General features: G+C 69.1%; 18 protein-coding genes and 1 pseudogene. 10 read left to right on the top strand and 9 right to left on the bottom strand.

What is annotated here, in order from left to right:
* The first annotated feature begins 95 nt into the window (after positions 1 to 95).
* The gene (locus MZV50_RS01410) at positions 96 to 425 is read left to right on the top strand and encodes a DUF3060 domain-containing protein (protein WP_252632635.1); all 330 of its coding nucleotides are present in this window, start codon (positions 96 to 98) and stop codon (positions 423 to 425) included.
* 204 nt (positions 426 to 629) lie between these two features.
* On the opposite strand, the gene MZV50_RS01405 is transcribed toward MZV50_RS01410, so the two are convergent.
* Positions 630 to 947 carry an antibiotic biosynthesis monooxygenase family protein gene (locus MZV50_RS01405; protein ID WP_252632634.1) on the bottom strand — a complete coding sequence of 106 codons (318 nt, stop codon included), beginning with the start codon at positions 945 to 947 and terminating at the stop codon, positions 630 to 632.
* Positions 948 to 1,367: 420 nt separating this feature from the next.
* On the opposite strand from MZV50_RS01405, the gene MZV50_RS01400 reads away from it, so the two are divergent.
* Positions 1,368 to 1,643, top strand: coding sequence for a YjhX family toxin (locus tag MZV50_RS01400; RefSeq protein WP_252632632.1), 276 nt, complete (start codon positions 1,368 to 1,370; stop codon positions 1,641 to 1,643).
* Between the two features lie 91 nt (positions 1,644 to 1,734).
* Here MZV50_RS01400 and rsmD read toward each other — a convergent pair whose 3' ends face one another.
* Together rsmD and MZV50_RS01390 are read right to left on the bottom strand one after the other, a co-directional pair.
* Positions 1,735 to 2,298, bottom strand: coding sequence for a 16S rRNA (guanine(966)-N(2))-methyltransferase RsmD (gene rsmD / locus MZV50_RS01395; RefSeq protein ID WP_252632630.1), 564 nt, complete (start codon positions 2,296 to 2,298; stop codon positions 1,735 to 1,737).
* A complete protein-coding gene (locus MZV50_RS01390) occupies positions 2,298 to 2,900 on the bottom strand; it encodes a TMEM175 family protein (protein ID WP_252632629.1) in 603 nt (200 codons plus the stop codon). The genes rsmD and MZV50_RS01390 overlap by 1 nt, the downstream gene beginning before the upstream one ends.
* Positions 2,901 to 3,046: 146 nt before the next feature.
* Here MZV50_RS01390 and MZV50_RS01385 point away from each other — a divergent pair, with 146 nt between their 5' ends.
* Positions 3,047 to 4,015, top strand: coding sequence for a CPBP family intramembrane glutamic endopeptidase (locus tag MZV50_RS01385; RefSeq protein ID WP_252632627.1), 969 nt, complete (start codon positions 3,047 to 3,049; stop codon positions 4,013 to 4,015).
* A 197-nt stretch (positions 4,016 to 4,212) separates the two neighbouring features.
* Here MZV50_RS01385 and MZV50_RS01380 read toward each other — a convergent pair whose 3' ends face one another.
* Entirely contained in the window at positions 4,213 to 5,493 is a 1,281-nt protein-coding gene (locus tag MZV50_RS01380) for a pseudouridine synthase (RefSeq protein WP_252632626.1), read from the bottom strand.
* A 52-nt stretch (positions 5,494 to 5,545) separates the two neighbouring features.
* On the opposite strand from MZV50_RS01380, the pseudogene tadA reads away from it, so the two are divergent.
* A pseudogene (gene tadA, locus MZV50_RS01375) lies at positions 5,546 to 6,041 on the top strand (tRNA adenosine(34) deaminase TadA).
* Here the strand turns inward: tadA and MZV50_RS01370 are convergent.
* Positions 6,034 to 6,453 carry a hypothetical protein gene (locus MZV50_RS01370; protein WP_252632624.1) on the bottom strand — a complete coding sequence of 140 codons (420 nt, stop codon included), beginning with the start codon at positions 6,451 to 6,453 and terminating at the stop codon, positions 6,034 to 6,036. The pseudogene tadA and the gene MZV50_RS01370 sit on opposite strands and share 8 nt — an antisense overlap.
* A gap of 129 nt (positions 6,454 to 6,582) precedes the next feature.
* Between MZV50_RS01370 and pseB the strand changes: the two genes are divergently transcribed.
* Together pseB and pseC are read left to right on the top strand one after the other, a co-directional pair.
* Positions 6,583 to 7,623, top strand: a complete 1,041-nt coding sequence (gene pseB / locus MZV50_RS01365; protein ID WP_252632623.1) for a UDP-N-acetylglucosamine 4,6-dehydratase (inverting) — start codon at positions 6,583 to 6,585, stop codon at positions 7,621 to 7,623.
* A complete protein-coding gene (gene pseC, locus MZV50_RS01360) occupies positions 7,620 to 8,780 on the top strand; it encodes a UDP-4-amino-4,6-dideoxy-N-acetyl-beta-L-altrosamine transaminase (protein WP_252632621.1) in 1,161 nt (386 codons plus the stop codon). Before pseB ends, pseC begins: the two co-directional genes overlap by 4 nt.
* Positions 8,781 to 8,835: 55 nt before the next feature.
* On the opposite strand, the gene MZV50_RS01355 is transcribed toward pseC, so the two are convergent.
* The gene (locus tag MZV50_RS01355; RefSeq protein ID WP_252632620.1) at positions 8,836 to 9,222 is read right to left on the bottom strand and encodes a winged helix-turn-helix transcriptional regulator; all 387 of its coding nucleotides are present in this window, start codon (positions 9,220 to 9,222) and stop codon (positions 8,836 to 8,838) included.
* An 89-nt stretch (positions 9,223 to 9,311) separates the two neighbouring features.
* Here MZV50_RS01355 and MZV50_RS01350 point away from each other — a divergent pair, with 89 nt between their 5' ends.
* Positions 9,312 to 10,034, top strand: a complete 723-nt coding sequence (locus MZV50_RS01350) for an SDR family NAD(P)-dependent oxidoreductase (RefSeq protein WP_252632618.1) — start codon at positions 9,312 to 9,314, stop codon at positions 10,032 to 10,034.
* A 243-nt stretch (positions 10,035 to 10,277) separates the two neighbouring features.
* On the opposite strand, the gene MZV50_RS01345 is transcribed toward MZV50_RS01350, so the two are convergent.
* The 3 genes from MZV50_RS01345 to MZV50_RS01335 form a co-directional block, all read right to left on the bottom strand.
* On the bottom strand, positions 10,278 to 10,589 hold the full coding sequence (locus MZV50_RS01345; protein WP_252632617.1) for an EthD family reductase: 312 nt from the start codon (positions 10,587 to 10,589) through the stop codon (positions 10,278 to 10,280).
* Positions 10,590 to 10,681: 92 nt separating this feature from the next.
* A complete protein-coding gene (locus tag MZV50_RS01340) occupies positions 10,682 to 10,903 on the bottom strand; it encodes a hypothetical protein (protein ID WP_252632616.1) in 222 nt (73 codons plus the stop codon).
* A 145-nt stretch (positions 10,904 to 11,048) separates the two neighbouring features.
* Positions 11,049 to 12,746 carry a hypothetical protein gene (locus MZV50_RS01335; RefSeq protein WP_252632615.1) on the bottom strand — a complete coding sequence of 566 codons (1,698 nt, stop codon included), beginning with the start codon at positions 12,744 to 12,746 and terminating at the stop codon, positions 11,049 to 11,051.
* 355 nt (positions 12,747 to 13,101) lie between these two features.
* Between MZV50_RS01335 and MZV50_RS01330 the strand changes: the two genes are divergently transcribed.
* Genes MZV50_RS01330 through MZV50_RS01320 form a run of 3 tightly spaced genes read left to right on the top strand, consistent with a single transcriptional unit; the run spans position 13,102 to position 15,873 of the window.
* Positions 13,102 to 13,815 carry a response regulator transcription factor gene (locus MZV50_RS01330; RefSeq protein ID WP_252632614.1) on the top strand — a complete coding sequence of 238 codons (714 nt, stop codon included), beginning with the start codon at positions 13,102 to 13,104 and terminating at the stop codon, positions 13,813 to 13,815.
* Complete coding sequence (locus tag MZV50_RS01325; protein WP_436792198.1) at positions 13,790 to 15,427, top strand: ATP-binding protein; 1,638 nt, start codon at positions 13,790 to 13,792, stop codon at positions 15,425 to 15,427. The genes MZV50_RS01330 and MZV50_RS01325 overlap by 26 nt, the downstream gene beginning before the upstream one ends.
* The gene (locus tag MZV50_RS01320; RefSeq protein ID WP_252632613.1) at positions 15,424 to 15,873 is read left to right on the top strand and encodes an HPr kinase/phosphorylase; all 450 of its coding nucleotides are present in this window, start codon (positions 15,424 to 15,426) and stop codon (positions 15,871 to 15,873) included. Before MZV50_RS01325 ends, MZV50_RS01320 begins: the two co-directional genes overlap by 4 nt.
* Positions 15,874 to 15,913: the final 40 nt, after the last annotated feature.

The raw sequence follows: 15,913 nt of genomic DNA, 5'->3' as shown, positions 1-15,913 counted from the left end.
GTGGAGCCTTCGTGCGGCTCGCGCATTTAAGCTCAAGCTGACGCCGCGCCTCGAAGGCCTGGCGCGCTTTCCTGTCGCCTTGAAGGATCTCCACGATGGTCTTCACCGCCCTGCTCGCGCTCGTCGCTGGTCTCGCCGCCGGCCCCGCCAAGGCGCCGATCGAAATCAGCGGTGTGGAGCATCAGCGCTCGATCGACTGCGAGGGGCGCGACGTCGTCGTCGACGGGGTGGATCACGTCCTGACCTTCACCGGCGCCTGCGCCAGCCTGACGCTGTCGGGCAGCGGCAGCAAGATCGTCATCGACCTCAAGCCCGGCGCCCTCGTGGAGGTCAACGGCACGGATCAGTCGGTCCGCTGGCGCTCGGCCAAGCCGCCCCGCGTCAACATCTCGGGCGTCGACAACAGCGTCAGCAAGGCGCCGTAGGACGACGGCCCCGGGGCGCCTCGTCGTTCGTCGGCGATTCGCGAAAACAGGGACCCAAGCCGAGCCTAAACCATCCCCGTTTTCCCGGGCCTTGCGCCTAGGACCCAGCGTTCCGGGACGGGTGAGCGGACCGCTCATGGCGGAATGGCGCGCGTCGGCGCCGCGAGAAGACATAGGTCCTCGGCGCCGACGCTCGCCTGTTCGTCAGCGCTCCAAGGTCATGGCGACCTCGTAGAGACCCGGATGGGCCTCGCCGAACCGCCGGTTGCGATCGATGAACCCGGCCTCCGTCAGGCGCGCGACCACCGCCCGGGCGGCGTCGAGGCTTTCGCTCTGGGCATAGTTGGCCACGCGGGTCCCATCCAGGCTGCGATGCAGGCTGGCCGACAGCCATCCCGGCTCCTGGCGGGCATAGGCGGCCGCCTCGGCCAGGTGGTCGATCAGCGCCTGCTGGCCGCCTTCGGGCACGGTGAAGATGTTGATCTGGGTGATGACGCCGGTGGCGGCTCGGATCAGAGGCACGCGCATTGCTCCATTCGAAATGGCCCGCGCGCGGTCGTGGGATCGAATGTTCGCCACGCGCAGACCGCCGGCGCGGGGCGCGCCGAAGCCTGCCGTGGGTTCGCCGCATGGGGGCGGGAACGGAGCCTCGTCCAGCGACGAAGGGATCGGGCTTACCGTCTGCCGATCCAGGTCCTTTTCGACCGCGCGACCCTATACCGCCGGCCGCCGCGCGGGAAGATCACGGCTTGAGCTTCGCCACGTCCTGCCCCATCTTTCCGCCACCAACCTCTCTTGTGTGGTTCATGTCCGAGATTGTGCGCGAGGTCCGGGCCTAACAGGCTCCGAGCCCTCGGTTCGAAAGTCGATAGGCCCGCTCCGCCCGCGCTCCCCCAGCCGGTGGACGCGCGATTACGCGCCTCGATCTCTCGGACAATTCCCTTGAACATCTCCAAACCGCAGCAGCGGACCCTGCACGCCCTGGCCCAGGGCGGCCGCATCGAACTCGAACGCGACGACAACGGCAAGATCACCTCGGCGGACTGCCTCACCCGCGACGGCTGGACCCTCACCGACTGCACGGTCGGCGTCTTCCAATCCCTGAAGCGCAAGCGGCTGATCGCTAGCCAGGACGGGGGCCCCTACCGGATCACCCGGCTGGGCCTGGGCAGCCTGCGCGCCCAGCTCGACAATCGGGTGGGCGCGAAGGCGTGGTGAGGCCCACCACCTGAACCGCTTTCTTTCGTGTCATCCCGGAAGCCTCACTGAGGCTGTCCGGGGTGACACATTGGGGTGCGGTTGAGGTCTTTTACAGCCGCTTGAAAAACAGCACCCGCGCGGCGCCGTAGTCGCGCGCGTCGATCTGCTCTAAGCCGTCCAGCACGGGGTCGATCTCGCTGCGGCCGCGCTCGAACATCAGGATCGCGCCGGGAGCCAGCCAGTCGTGGGCCTTCAGCTCGGCGACCGCCTTCTCGCCCAGACCCTTGGCGTAGGGCGGATCCAGGAAGGCGATGTCGAACGGCGCGCCGGCGCTGGCGGGACGAGGCCCCAGGTCGGTGGCGTCGCGGCGATGCACGCGGGTGACGCCGAACAGGTGCATGGCGTCGATGTTCTCGCGGATCGCCCCGCGCGCGGCGTCGTCGGTCTCGACGAACAGGCAGAAGCTCGCGCCCCGCGACAGGGCCTCCAGCCCCAGCGCGCCCGAGCCAGCGAAGACGTCGATCACCCGCGCGCCGTGCAGTTCCGGCGCCCAGGCGGCATGCTCCAGGATATTGAACACGGCCTGGCGGGCGCGGTCGGAGGTGGGACGGGTGGCCTCGCCTGGCGGCGCGACGATGGCCTTGCCGCGATACTGGCCCGAGACGATGCGCATCAGGCGACCTTCAGCTTGCGGCCCAGCCAGGACAGGCCCGCCAGCAGCGCGGCGATCAGAATCCAGCCCCATGGCCGCACCAGGCTGAACAGGGTCAGGCCGCACAGCAGGCCCGGCAGCACCGTCACCCGCAGCAGCATGAACCAGGCCTCGCCGGTCGGCGTCGGCTGGACCAGCTTGCCGACGAAGGCGGCGTAGGCCCAAAGCAAGCCCATGGCCAGGCCGCTCAGCGCCACCAGCCCGACATAGATCGGCAGCGCCTGACCACCGCCTTCCCACAAGAGTTCGGTGGCCAGCGGCAGAAGGGCGATCACGCCCAGCACCAGGAAATTCAGGAAGTCGAGGCGGCCGTCGGCGCGGGCCAGGCGGGCGAACACCCGGCGATGGCTGAACCAGCAGATTCCGATCACCGCGAACGAGACAGCATAGGCCAGCAGCTTGGGGCCCATCTGGCTGAACAGGTCCGCCACGCCATGCCAGTGGTGGGGCGGGTGGATCTCGATGGCCAGCAGGGTGATGGCGATCGCGAAGACGGCGTCCGAGAACAGCACCAGCCGGTGCAGGTGCCCGGGGCTGGAATCGCCCGAATTCTTGTCGCTCATGCCAATCCCCTTACTGCCCCTTACACACGGTAACCGGATGTGTGCCGTTCTCGCGCTGTCGCGGCAAGCGCGCGCTTTACAAGATCGCGGTCGCGCCCTCTTAGTCGCCGAAATGGCCGAGGGCCAAGACAAGGGACGATGAAGCGATGCGCGTGGGCGAGCTGATGGAGGCGGTGAGGCGGTCGCGCTTCCTGGCCGACCTGTCGCCCTATGACCGCGACCCTTGGCGCAGCGTGTTCGCCGTGCCGGTCGGCGTCCTGGCCGGCGCCGTGGCGGCGCTGGCGGGCGGAGCCATCGCGATCCTGGTGACGATGCTGGTGGTCAGCGGCCTGGACGGCGCGCCCGTCGCCGGCGACCTGTTCGCCGTGTTCTCCGATCCCAACCTGGCCGAGCCCAGCGCTCGCCAGTCGCTGTTCATCCTGGCGGTGCTGGCGGGCGTGAACCTGGGCGCGGCGGTCGGCTTCGTGTTCGCGGCCGGCGCCATCCACCACCGCAAGATCACCGACTACGTCAATCGCGGCGAGCCCGTGCGCTGGCGCCTGCTGGTCGGCGGCCTCGTCCTGGTCGGGGTGGCGATGATCGCCATGACCGCCGTCGCGGCCCTGACCGGCGAGGCGCTGGACCCGCCGCTGTGGAAGGTCTCGCCGAACCTGGCCGGCCGGGCGCTCTACGCGATGGTGGCCGTGGGCCTGCTGGTCCTGGCCGCAGCGGCCGAGGAACTGGTGTTCCGAGGCTGGCTGCTCAAGCAGAGCGCCGCTTATGTGCGCGACCCGGTCGTGCTGATGGTCCTGAACGGCCTGCTGTTCGCCGCCATCCACCTGGACCCCAACATCGACGCCTTCGTGGTCCGCGCGGCCATGGGCATGGGCCTGACCTGGATGGCGCTGCGGCTGGGCGGCATCGAGCTGGGCATCGGCGCCCACGCGGCCAACAACGCCGTGATCCTGCTGCTGATCCGGCCGATGACCACCCGCCCCGACGCGCCGCACGAGTTCAAGGCCGGGCTGATCGCCAGCGCCTTGGTGGTTCTGGCCGGCTTCATCGGCGTGGCCGAGCTGTCGGTCCGCTGGCCGGCCCTGCGTCGCTGGACCGGCGTGCGGACGGCGGCGGCTTAGGGGCGCTTCCCCCTTGTGCCCTATCCCAAAATTGCCTTCCTAGGCCTTGTGCCTAGGACCCATGGATCTGCAGGGCGCAGGCGCGCCATCGAGTGCGCTCCGCCAGCACGGGCGAGCACCCGGGACGCTCAGCGACGCGGAACGCTGGGTCCTAGGCACAAGGCCTAGGAAATCAGTTTGAGGATTGAGCGGAAAACCTATCGCTTGGGGCCACCCCGCGGGACGGGTCCGCCGCGCGACGGCGCCGAACCCCGCGAAGGCTTGGCTGCGCTGGGTCGGGGCGCCGCACGTCCCGGCTTTTCCGACACCCGCCGAGCCGCGCCGTCGGCGGGCTTGGCCCCGGGACGCGCCGCCGCCGGCTTGCCCCGCACGGCGGGCTTGCCGATGTCGATGAACTTGCTCTCGATCGATTTCGGGGCTCGCTTGGCGGGGGCCTTGGCGCCCTTGGCCAAACCACCCTTGCTCGGCGCGTGGGGCGAGACCTTCTTCTTCGGCTTGGCCCAGCCGGCCTTGTAGACCGGCTTCTCGGGCTTTTCGGCGCCCTGGGGCTGCGGGATCCGGTCGGCGCGCGGCGCGCCGCGACGCTGGAGATCACCGCCGCCCGCCGTGCCGGGCGCCTTCACGGCGTTGGCGACGCCGCCGAACTTCGGGCGGTCGCCCGTCGGCATGTTCTCGTCCGAGACGATGCCTTCCAGCAGTTCGCGGATCACCCGAGGCCCGACTTCCTCGATCTGGCCGGCTTCCAGGGGCCCCAGCGCGAACGGGCCGTAGGACATGCGGATCAGGCGGTTGACCTTGAGGCCCAGCGCTTCCAGCACCTTGCGGACCTCGCGGTTCTTGCCTTCCGAGAGCGAGACCGTGATCCAGACGTTCTTGCCGCCGCCGGCCTTTTCGTGGGCCTTGTCCAGCCGGGCCTCGATCGCCCCGTACTTGACGCCCTCGACGGTGATGCCGTCCTTCAGCGCGTCCAGCTTGGCCTGGGTGGTGTCGCCGAAGGCCCGGGCGCGATAGCGGCGGACCCAGGCGTTGCTGGGGGTCTCCAGCGCCCGCGACAGCTCGCCGTCATTGGTCAGTAGCAGCAGGCCCTCGGAGTTGAGGTCGAGGCGTCCCACCGAGATCAGGCGCGGCAGCTCCTTGGGCAGCGAGCCGAACACCGTCGGCCGGCCCTTGGGGTCGTTGTGGGTGGTCATCAGCCCGGTGGGCTTGTGGTAACGGAAGATCCGCGTCGGCTCGCGCTCGGCCACGAGCTGACCGTCGACGGTGAGGAAGTCGCCGGGCGCGACCTTGACCGCCGGGGTGGTCAGCACCTTGCCGTTGATCGCCACGCGGCCAGCCTCGATCAGCCGCTCGACCTCGCGCCGCGACGCCACGCCGGCCCGCGCCAGGGCCTTGGCGACCCGCTCGCCGGGACCGCCGTCGAGCTCCCCGTCTTGACCGTCCAGTTCAGGCTCGTACAGGGGATCGTGTGGCTTGGTCATTTTCGGCGTCCTTCTCGGGCTGGGCGCATCTCTCGATGGGCTGTTTCAGGTAATGCACACCGATCAGGACGAGGATCAAGGCTCGGAGCAGGATCGGCGGATGATGCGCCTAGCCCTCGACGCCGCCCGGGCGGCCGCCGAGGCGGGGAGACCCCGTGGGCGCGGTGATCCTGGATCCCCGGACCGGCGAGGTCATCGCCACGGCCGGCAACGGTCCGATCGCCGCCCACGATCCCACCGCCCACGCCGAGATCGCGGCGATGCGCGCGGCCGCCGCCAGGCTGGAAAACTACCGCCTGACCGACCTGACCCTGGTCGTGACCCTGGAGCCCTGCGCCATGTGCGCCGGGGCGATCAGCCACGCGCGGATTGGACGGGTGGTGTTCGGGGCCGAGGATCCGAAGGGCGGCGCGGTCGTCCACGGCCCGAAGTTCTTCGCCCAGCCCACCTGCCACTGGCGGCCGGAGGTCACCGGCGGCGTGCTCGCCGAGGAAAGCGCCACATTGCTGCGGAGCTTCTTCAGGGCCCGTCGCAAGAAGCCTAGCTGAGCATCGCCGAGCCCATCAGGACCCGCGCGCCGGGCTTGCCCAGCACCTGATCGCAGGCCTTCTGCAGCTCGCGGCCGACATAGTCCATGTCCGGCGCGATGCCGCCGCGCAGGCCGGCGGCATAGACCATCAGCACCTGGGCGAAGGCCGCCCGCAGGCGCGGCGTCGAGGCCTGGGCCCGCGCCATCAGCACCGGATCCTTGGCCTCGATGCCGGTCTCCACCGACATCACCCCCCGGCGACCGTCGCGGCGCAGGACCACCGCGTTGATCGGATCCAGCTGGAAATAGGTCGGCGGCGCCTTCTGCTCCTCCTTGCCGTGCGAGGAGGCGAAGGCGGGAGCGGGCACGGCCAGCGGACCGCCGACGAGGGCGGCGGCCAGGGCGATCGAAAGGAGACGATGGCGGCGCATGCCACCTTGCTACCGCGAGGCGGTTGACGTCCTCTTTACGCCTCTGCGCGCATCAAGGGGCGTTAACCACGATTCGTCGCCGAGCCCCTCTTGGACCTGGAAGCCGGTGAACGTCGCAGGAGGCTGACCTTGGGCCGTTTCTCCCCCAAATCCCTCGATCTGGACGGCAAGGTGATCCTGATCACCGGCGGGACCGGCTCGTTCGGCCGGCGCTTCATCGAGACCGTGCTGCGCCGCTATGACCCGCGGAAGGTCATCGTCTATTCCCGCGACGAATTGAAGCAGAGCGACATGCAGATCGAGCTGCGCGAGCAGTTCGACGACAAGACCGTCAGCAAGATGCGCTTCTTCCTGGGCGACGTCCGCGACCGCGAGCGCCTGACCCTGGCCCTGCGCGGCGTCGACATCGTCATCCACGCCGCGGCCCTCAAGCAGGTGCCGGCGGCCGAATACAATCCGTCCGAATGCATCCACACCAACGTGCTGGGCGCCGAGAACGTGGTCTGGGCCAGCCTGACCAACCACGTGAAGCAGGTGGTGGCCCTGTCGACCGACAAGGCCTGCAACCCGACCAACCTCTATGGCGCCACCAAGCTGGCCTCGGACAAGACCTTCGTGGCGGCCAACAACCTGTCGGGCGACATCGGCACGCGCTTCTGCGTCGTGCGCTATGGCAACGTCGTCGGCTCGCGCGGCAGCGTGGTGCCGCTGTACCGCCGGCTGCTGGCCAATGGCGCGACCGAGCTGCCGGTCACCGATCCGCGCATGACCCGCTTCTGGATCACCCTGAACGAGGGCGTCGACTTCGTGCTGTCGTCGCTGACCCTGATGCGCGGCGGCGAGATCTTCGTGCCCAAGATCCCCTCCATGGCCATGCCCGACCTGGTCAAGGCCATGTCGCCGGACGCCGGCATAAAGGTGATCGGCATCCGTCCCGGCGAAAAGCTGCACGAGATCATGATCAGCGCCGACGACGCGCGCTCGACCGTCGAGTTCGAGGACCGCTTCGCCATCGAGCCCAACTTCGCCGAGTTCGGCCGCACGCCCTACGCCGCCGCCGACGGCGCCAAGCCGGTGGCCGAGGACTTCTCGTACAGCAGCGACAACAACCACGACTGGCTTTCGCCCGAGGGCCTGCTGGCCATGCTGGAGGAGAAGACCGCGCGATGAGCGGGGCCTTTCTTCCCTACGGCCGGCAGACGATCGAGGACGATGATGTCGCCGCCGTCGCGGAAGCCCTGCGCGGCGACTTCCTGACCACCGGCCCGACGGTCGAGGCATTCGAGACCGCCTTCGCCGCGAAGGTCGGGGCCCGGCACGCCGTCGCCGTCTCGAACGGCACGGCCACCCTGCACCTGGCGATGCTGGCGCTGGGGGTCGGTGGAGGCGATGTCTGCATCGCGCCCTCGGTCACCTTCCTGGCCACCGCCAACTGCTCCCGCTACGTCGGAGCCGAGGTGGTGTTCGCCGACGTCGATCCCGACAGCGGCCTGATGACCCCGGAGACGTTGGCGAAGGCCCTGGACGACGCGCACGGCCGGCGGGTTCGGGCGGTGCTGCCCGTCCACCTGCGCGGCGACGTCTGCGACCTGCCGGCGCTGAAGACCCTGGCCGAGGCGGCCGGCGCGGTTCTGGTCGAGGACGCCCCCCACGCCCTGGGCTCGATCGGAACCTTCGACGACGTCGAACATCCGGTCGGCGACGGCGCCTATTCCAGTTTCGCCAGCTTCTCGTTCCACCCGGTCAAGACCCTGGCCACCGGCGAGGGCGGCATGCTGACCACGAACGACGCCGCGCTCGCGGCCCGGGCCCGCCTGTTGCGCTCGCACGGCATGGTCCGCCCGCCCGGCGGCGATCCGTGGTGGTACGAGATGCCCGAGCTGGGCTTCAACTACCGCATCCCCGACGTGCTGTGCGCCCTGGGCTTGTCGCAGCTGGCCAAGCTGGACCGGTTCGTGGCGCGCCGGCGGGCGCTGACCGCGCTGTACGCCACGCTGCTGGCCGAACGCGCGCCCCGCGCCCGCCTGGCCGCCAGCCCGGCGCACTCGAACCCGGCCCTGCACCTGTTGACGGTGCTGATCGACTTCGAGGCCCTGGGCGTCACGCGCCGCGCGGTCGTCGAGGATCTGAAGGCGCGCGGGATCGGGACCCAGGTCCACTACATCCCGGTGCACCGCCAGCCCTACTATGTGAACCGCCAAGGCCTGGCCGACCTGCCCGGCGCCGACGCCTGGTACGCCCGCTGCCTGACCCTGCCGCTGTATCCCGCGATGACCGACGGCGACGTCGAGCGGGTGGTCGACGCCTTGGCGGCGGTCTTGGGGTAGCTGGGCTCGGGCGCCAGACGCCCGGACCGGCAACATCGCCACGCGCTGGCCGCGCCTATGCGGCGTCGGCGCTTGGCGAACTCGTGTTTTCCAGAAAGCTCGGCCCGTTGGCGACAGCCCAGTCGCAGAGCGCCTCGAAGGGGACCCGGAGCGAGTGGCCAAGAGGCGTAATCGCATATTCGACGCCGACGGGGCTGGTTGGCAGCACCGTGCGGGTCACCAGCCCATTGCGTTCGAGGCGCTTCAAAGCGTCCGCCAAGGCCTTGTGTGTGATGCACCCCACGCGCCTCTTGATCTCATTGAAGCGAGCGGGCCGGGGGCAAAGGACCGTCAGGATCAGGATCGTCCACTTGTCCGCGATCCGATCAAGCACCGGGCGCACCAGCGTCATATTCTGCAGCGCGCAGGCGGACACGATGTCGAGGTCGGTATCGTCGGCCATATCTACTCACCTCAAAGTGCGTAATTGATACCAGATATAAGCGCTATATCTAGATCGCCATCATCACCTTGGAGGTTTCGATGGCGAGAATGACGGACAAGATCGCCCTGGTCGTGGGCGGTGCGAAGGGCATCGGCCTGTCCATTGCCGAGCGGCTCGCGGCGGAAGGCGCCAGCGTCGCCATTACAGGCCGCAATGCTTCGGAGGTCACCACCGCCGCGGCGTCGATTGGCCCGAGCGTTCGCGGCCTGGTGGCTGACGCAGGCAAACCGGAGGAGATCGAGGCCGCCGTCTCCGCCGTTCAAAAGGCCTTCGGGCGGATCGACGCGCTCGTTCTCAATGCCGGGATTTCGGAGCCGGCTTCACTGGACGAGGAAAGCGCCGACAACTTCGACCGACATTTTTCGCTGAATGTTCGCGGCCCTGTTCTGGCCGCGCGGGCCGCCCTGAAAGCCATGGGCGCTGGCGGATCTATCGTCCTGATCGGCTCGATCGCCGACACGATTGGCGTGCCCACACGGGGCTCCTACTCCGCCTCGAAGGCGGCGCTTCGCTCCTATGCGCGGACATGGACCGCGGAGCTGGCGCCGCGAGGCATCCGCGTAAATGTCGTCAGCCCCGGGCCGACCGACACCGCGATGATGGCCGCGGTGGGTCCTGAGGAACGAGCGGCGCTGCTTGCGCCCATCCCGCTCGGTCGGCTTGGTCGACCCGACGAAGTCGCGTCCGCCGTCGTTTTCCTGCTGAGCGACGAGGCGAGCTACATCGCCGGCGCGGAACTGTGCGTGGATGGCGGCATGGCCCAGGTCTGAAGGCTCACAACGCCCGCATGGAGCCTTGGCGGCTTGCTGGCCGATCGGTTGATCGCCATGTCCGCTAAGGGCCGTGGTGGTCAGGGACTGGACTGTCCGCAATCCACCCGTCGCGAACTCTGCTCCCCTTTTGGGGGAGCTGTCGGCGAAGCCGACTGAGGGGGCTAATGCGGCCTATGCCGAGCTAGCCCCCTCCGGCCCTCTGGGCCACCTCCCCCCAGAGGGGAGGAAAGGTTCACCGCCCTACGCCTCCGTGCTGATCTGGACGATCGGCTGGACGTTGGTGAAGTTGGCGACGTCGGCCGTCACCTCGGCCCCGCGCGGGCCGCCCAGGGACGCCTGCAGCGCCTCGGCGTCGCGGAAGATCAGGTTGACGATGACCAGGTAAGGCGCCGGCGCGCCGCCCCCGCCGGCCAGGCCCTTCAGGATCTGAACGCCCGTCAGGCCGGTGGCGGTGAACGCCGCCTTGGCCAGCGGGATGTGCGTGTTCTCGTAGTAGGCGTAGTCGAACTTCGCGCCGTCGCTGGCGGGATAGAGGACGGTGAACACGGCCATGACGATCTCCAGAAGGGCGGAGCGATGGCGGCCCCAACGGCCGCCCGGATCTCAAGCTACCGGGCGCCGTCGGGGAAGAGTCAAAGGGTTCGTCAGAAAACCAGGAAGACCGAGCCTGGCGGACCGGACTGGGCGATCGCGGCCAGCTCCTTGACGTCCAGGGCGCCGGTGTCGCGAACGGTCATCCGAGCGCCGTTCACCAGCTTGTTGGCGACCGCCTCCAGCTCCTCGGGGGTGTAATCATTGGCGCTCAGCTCGAAGCCGCCGCCCGCGCGCGCGATGGCGATCAGGTCGCCCACGCTCTTCTTCGACATGGTGGTTCTCTCGATATGAAGTGTCAGGACGTCGCGCCGCCCGGTCAGACCGATTCAACCGACAAGCGAAGGGAAGTCGAGTCGCCCGCGAATGTCGAGACCGGGGCGGCGGAAACTTGACCGTAGGGCGCGACTTTCGCCCGACTCAGGCCGCCTGGCCGACCAGCGTCTTGATCAGGTCCATGGTCTGGGGCGAGTCCTGGAGCTGCTCGCGAGAGCCCGGATCCCGCGCCAGCTTCAGCGCCTCGACCCGGGCCTTTTCGGCCACCGGACCGGTCGGACCGGCCTCGCCCATGGCCAGCTTGGCCAGCAGGGTGAGGCGGTGCGGCAACGGCGCCGGCGCGCGGACCAGCATGGTCAGCAGGCGCGAGTCGGCTTCGATCAGGGCGCCGATGTCGCCCAGCTTGGCGCAAAGCGGCTGGTAGTCCTCGCACACCAGACCCGACCGGGTCAGCGAACGCTGGAGGACGGCCAGGTGACTGAGCTTGGCGACCGGCGAGTCGGGGCCCTGGCGCAGTTCCTTCTCGAAGCGCATGGCGCTGATATTGGCGTTCAGCCAGCGGGCGGCGTTGCGCTTGTTGACCGCGCCCATGACGTTCTCGGCCAGGCGGATCAGCATCTTGATCTCTTCGTGGGCCGAGCGGTCGCGGCCCAGCAGCGACTCGATGAAGTCGCCGTTCAGCAGGGTCTTGGAGCGCGTGGTGAACGCGCCCTGGATGTCCTCGGCCTGCAGGATACGGCCGGCGGCGGCCGTCAGGCTCATGGCCAGGGCGCGCAGATATTCGATCTCGGCCTCGGCGTCGGCCGGCTTCAGGCGACGCACGCCGTTCAGCTCGGTCAGGACGCGCTCGGCGATGGCCTTGCGGACGCTGGGAAAATCGTCGCCGCCCAGCCATTCGCTGAGACGGCGCGCCGTGCCCGACAGCTCGGGCATGCAGCCGCGGACGCTGGCCTCGATGCGGATCAGGGCCTCGACGGCGGCGCCGCCGGTCATGCGGGTCATGGCCGCCAGGGTCGAGCCCAGGTCGTCCTTGGTGTCGAGAAGGTCGGCCATGCCGGCGCGCGAGCCAATGATCTCGGCCAGCGGCTGCTCGATGGCGGCCAGCGCGGCGGCGCGGGCGCGCGGGTCTTGCGGCGCGGCGTCGGCCAGGTCCAGCAGGCGGGCGATCTTCTCCGACCAGTTGGCGGCCGGGGCGATCGAGGCGGCGACGCCGGCGCCCAGCAGGAAGGCGCGGTCCGGATCGGCGACCAGGCGCTCGGCGGCCTTGGCGAAGCCTTCCTTGTCGAGGTCCGGCAGGTCGCCCCGCTTGAAGGCCTTCATCAGGTTGGCGACGGTGCGCTCGACCAGGCCCTGGAAGTGGCGGATGACCTCGTGCACGGTCTGGCCGCGCGCCTCGGCTTCCGGAATGGCGATCTTCTGCAGCGCGTGCTGCAGGTCGGTGCCGGACGCCTCGAGCTGTTCGACCAGGTCGGGGCGGTGCAACAGTTCGAACGGGGTGGCCTTGTGCCGGTTCAGCCAGCCTTCCAGCAGGCGGCCGATGCGGTCACGGGCGTGGGCGGTATAGAGGTCGGCCGGCTGCACGCAGAGGGGGTCGCGTTCCTCGACCTCCTTCTTGGGCTTGCCGCCGTCCACCATGCCCTTGGTGAAGATGGCGATGGACTTGTATTCGCCCGACGACGGGTCGAGGGTTTCCTTGCTGACCCGGACGGCGACGGCCCGGCCCTGTTCCAGGACGTCCTCGGCGACCTGCAGCGCGTGCGCGCGGTTTTCCGAGGCGATCTCGAGCGTCCACTGCGCGCCGGCTTTCCGCCGGACAAAAAGCTCGTAATGGACTTGGCTCATGCCCCACTCGCCCCAGGAAACCTTAATGGTCCAGGAACCCTCACTATGGGTCTCAAGACCTTAAGGTGAGGTTGAGGCGCAGGTTTTCGATACAGAGACGGGCATCCACGCCCCAATCACGCCTTCCTGGGGCCGCAAAGCCCGGAGAGAAGCTCTGGGAAAGCTTTACCGCGCCACGCGTTGAAGCTGTGTCGGTCGATCGATAAGATCGCCTGACGGACGAGTGTGGCAGCCGAAAGTGTGAGCGGTTTCGGCGCCTGCCACACTCTGACTATTGAAGCGTAGCCTGTTCATCCGTTCTGATGGCCTCCATCGGAACGGACAGGCTCCGAAGATACAGGACAAGAACGACGAAATGGCCGCCATCACCCTCATTGACGACGACGAGAACATCGTCGCCTCGGTTTCGCTGGCGCTGGAAAGCCACGGCCACGCGGTGAAGGCCTATTACGACGGGGTCGCGGGGCTCGAAGCCGTCGAGGCCAGCCCGCCCGACCTGGTGATCCTGGACGTGAAGATGCCGCGCATGGACGGCATGGAAGTGCTGCGCCGCCTGCGCCAGACGACCGAGATCCCGGTGATCATGCTGACGTCCAAGGACGACGAGATCGACGAGATCCTCGGCTTCAACCTCGGCGCCGACGACTACATGCACAAGCCGTTCAGCCAGCGCCTGCTGCTCGAGCGGGTGAAGGCCGTGCTGCGTCGCGCCCGCCCCGAGGAAGAAGAGCTCGCCGGCTCGGCGTCGGCCGGGGCCGCCGGCTCCAAGGTCATGAAGCGCGGCAAGCTGACCCTCGACCCGGCCCGCCACGACAGCCTGTGGGACGGTCGCCCCGTGCGCCTGACCGTCACCGAGTTCCTGCTGCTGCAGGCCCTGGCCCAGCGCCCCGGCTTCGTGAAGAGCCGCGACAACCTGATGGACGCCGCCTACGACGATCAGGTCTATGTCGACGACCGCACGATCGACAGCCACATCAAGCGCATGCGCAAGAAGTTCCGTCAGGTCGATCCGGAATTCGACTCCATCGAGACCCTGTACGGCGTTGGCTACCGTTATCGCGAAGCCTGAGCCAGACTCTCAAGGCGCCGTCGGGTCCCCGGGCGAGACCGGGCCCCGGCGGCGCTTCGCCTGGCCGCGCGGCTCGCGGCTGGGCCGGCTGATCATCACCCTGAACGTCCTGGCCCTGGCGATCGTGATCGTCGGGGCCTTGGTGCTGAACGAACTGCGCTCGGGCCTGGTCAACGCCCGCATCGACAGCCTGACCACCCAGGGCCAGCTGATCGCCAAGGTGATCAACGAACTGGCCACCAGCCAGGGCGACACCGAGCCCACCCTCGACGCCGCCGCCGCCAGCCAGATCCTGCAGGTGCTGTTCATCCAGCACTCGCAGCGCGCCCGGCTGTTCGACGCCCAGGGCAAGGTCCTGGCGGACTCCTTCGTGGTCGCCGACCGCGTGGACTGGAAGGTCCTGCCCCCCGCCCGCAAGCCCGGCCAGAACAACGACGGCGACCGCCTGGGCCCGCGCGAGGAGGCCAAGGCCGAGGCGGCCCGCCAGGCGCTCACCAGCGAAATCGCCCAGGCCACGCGAACCGGCCGCCCCGTCACCGGCATGCGCGTCTCCGAGGACGGCGAGCGGGTCGTGTCGGTCTCGATCCCGATCCAGCGGGTCCAGGCGGTGCTGGGCGTGCTGACTCTAGAGGCCGGTGGCGTCGACGAGATCATCTCGGCCGAGCGCAAGGCCCTGCTGCCGTTCATCGTCGTGGCGATGATCGCGATCATCATCTCCAGCGTGCTGCTGCACCGCCTGATCGCCGTGCCGGTGCTGCGCCTGGCCCGCGCCGCCGACCATGTCCGCCTGCAGGGCGCGCGCGCCATCTCGCTGCCCGACCTCTCCGAGCGCCGTGACGAGGTCGGCGACCTGTCCCGCTCGCTGGAAGACATGACCCACTCGCTGTCCGAGCGCATGGACGCCATCGAGCGCTTCGCCGCCGACGTGGCCCATGAGATCAAGAACCCGCTGACCTCGATCCGCTCGGCCATCGAGACCCTGGACCTGGTCACCGACCCCGCCGCCCGCGCCCGGCTGCTGGCCATCCTGCAGAACGACGTCAACCGCCTGGACCGGCTGGTCACCGACATCTCCAACGCCTCGCGCCTGGACGCCGAGCTGTCGCGCGAGCATCCCAAGGTGCTGGACCTCTCACGCCTGCTGACCGAGATCGCCAGCCTCTACGAGGCGCAGTTGCGGCCCGGCGACGCCCCCGGCAGCGTACGGGTCGGCCTGCGGATCACCGATCCCTCGCCGCCGTCCACGATCCTGGCCCGCGAGACGCCGATCGGCCAAGTGTTCCGCAACCTGATCGACAACGCCCGCTCGTTCAGCCCCGCCGATGGCGAGGTGCGGATCCAGATGGCCCGCACCCGCGGCCATCTGCTGATCTCGGTCGAGGACGACGGTCCCGGCATCCCGCCCGACAATCTCGAGACCATCTTCGAGCGTTTCTATACCTCGCGTCCCAAGGGCCGGGCCTTCGGCGGCAATTCGGGCCTCGGCCTGTCGATCGCCCGCCAGATCGTCGAGGCGCATGGCGGGACGATTCGCGCCGAGAACCGGATGGACGTCGCCGGGGCCATCGCCGGGGCCCGCTTCGTGGTCGAGCTGCCGAGCGTTCACGAATGAACGCGAACCCGGAGATCCGCCACGCCGGCCTGATCGCCCTGCGCCAGGACGGCCTGTGGCGCGGCGCCCTGATCGAGGGGCCCTCGGGTGTCGGCAAGAGCGACCTGGCCCTGCGCGCCCTGGAGGCCGGCTTTCGCCTGGCGGCCGACGACCGGGTGGTCGTGTTCACCGCCGGCGGCCGCCTCTACGGCAAGGCCCCCGAGCCGCTGGCCGGCCTGATCGAAGCGCGCGGACTGGGCGTGATCGTCGAGCCCGCCCTGCCCTTCTGCGAGATCGCCGTGCTGATCCGCTGCGTCGACCGTCCCGAGGCCGTCGAGCGCCTGCCCGATCCCCGTTCCGAGACGATCCTGGGCATTGCCGTCCCGGTCTTCGACCTGTGGCCGCGAGAACCCGCCGCGCCTTCGAAAATCCGACGCATGATGCAGTCTCTTGGAGTCCAATCCTAACGGGCGTATCAAGGCCGCCCGCGCGACGCTCTCCCGTCGC

The organism is Caulobacter segnis (assembly GCF_023935105.1).
GTDB lineage: Bacteria > Pseudomonadota > Alphaproteobacteria > Caulobacterales > Caulobacteraceae > Caulobacter > Caulobacter segnis_B.
The sequence above is the reverse complement of the archived record's forward strand: the minus strand, read 5'-3'. Positions and strand labels throughout refer to the sequence as shown.

Coding starts and splice junctions, on each gene's coding strand:
- MZV50_RS01370 (WP_252632624.1), bottom strand. CDS start 6,453: ATGCGCCGCCATCGTCTCCTTTCGATCGCCCTGGCCGCCGCCCTCGTC.
- MZV50_RS01410 (WP_252632635.1), top strand. CDS start 96: ATGGTCTTCACCGCCCTGCTCGCGCTCGTCGCTGGTCTCGCCGCCGGC.
- MZV50_RS01355 (WP_252632620.1), bottom strand. CDS start 9,222: ATGGCCGACGATACCGACCTCGACATCGTGTCCGCCTGCGCGCTGCAG.
- MZV50_RS01330 (WP_252632614.1), top strand. CDS start 13,102: ATGGCCGCCATCACCCTCATTGACGACGACGAGAACATCGTCGCCTCG.
- MZV50_RS01350 (WP_252632618.1), top strand. CDS start 9,312: ATGACGGACAAGATCGCCCTGGTCGTGGGCGGTGCGAAGGGCATCGGC.
- MZV50_RS01380 (WP_252632626.1), bottom strand. CDS start 5,493: ATGACCAAGCCACACGATCCCCTGTACGAGCCTGAACTGGACGGTCAA.
- MZV50_RS01335 (WP_252632615.1), bottom strand. CDS start 12,746: ATGAGCCAAGTCCATTACGAGCTTTTTGTCCGGCGGAAAGCCGGCGCG.
- rsmD (WP_252632630.1), bottom strand. CDS start 2,298: ATGCGCATCGTCTCGGGCCAGTATCGCGGCAAGGCCATCGTCGCGCCG.
- MZV50_RS01385 (WP_252632627.1), top strand. CDS start 3,047: ATGCGCGTGGGCGAGCTGATGGAGGCGGTGAGGCGGTCGCGCTTCCTG.
- MZV50_RS01345 (WP_252632617.1), bottom strand. CDS start 10,589: ATGGCCGTGTTCACCGTCCTCTATCCCGCCAGCGACGGCGCGAAGTTC.
- MZV50_RS01390 (WP_252632629.1), bottom strand. CDS start 2,900: ATGAGCGACAAGAATTCGGGCGATTCCAGCCCCGGGCACCTGCACCGG.
- MZV50_RS01320 (WP_252632613.1), top strand. CDS start 15,424: ATGAACGCGAACCCGGAGATCCGCCACGCCGGCCTGATCGCCCTGCGC.
- pseC (WP_252632621.1), top strand. CDS start 7,620: ATGAGCGGGGCCTTTCTTCCCTACGGCCGGCAGACGATCGAGGACGAT.
- MZV50_RS01340 (WP_252632616.1), bottom strand. CDS start 10,903: ATGTCGAAGAAGAGCGTGGGCGACCTGATCGCCATCGCGCGCGCGGGC.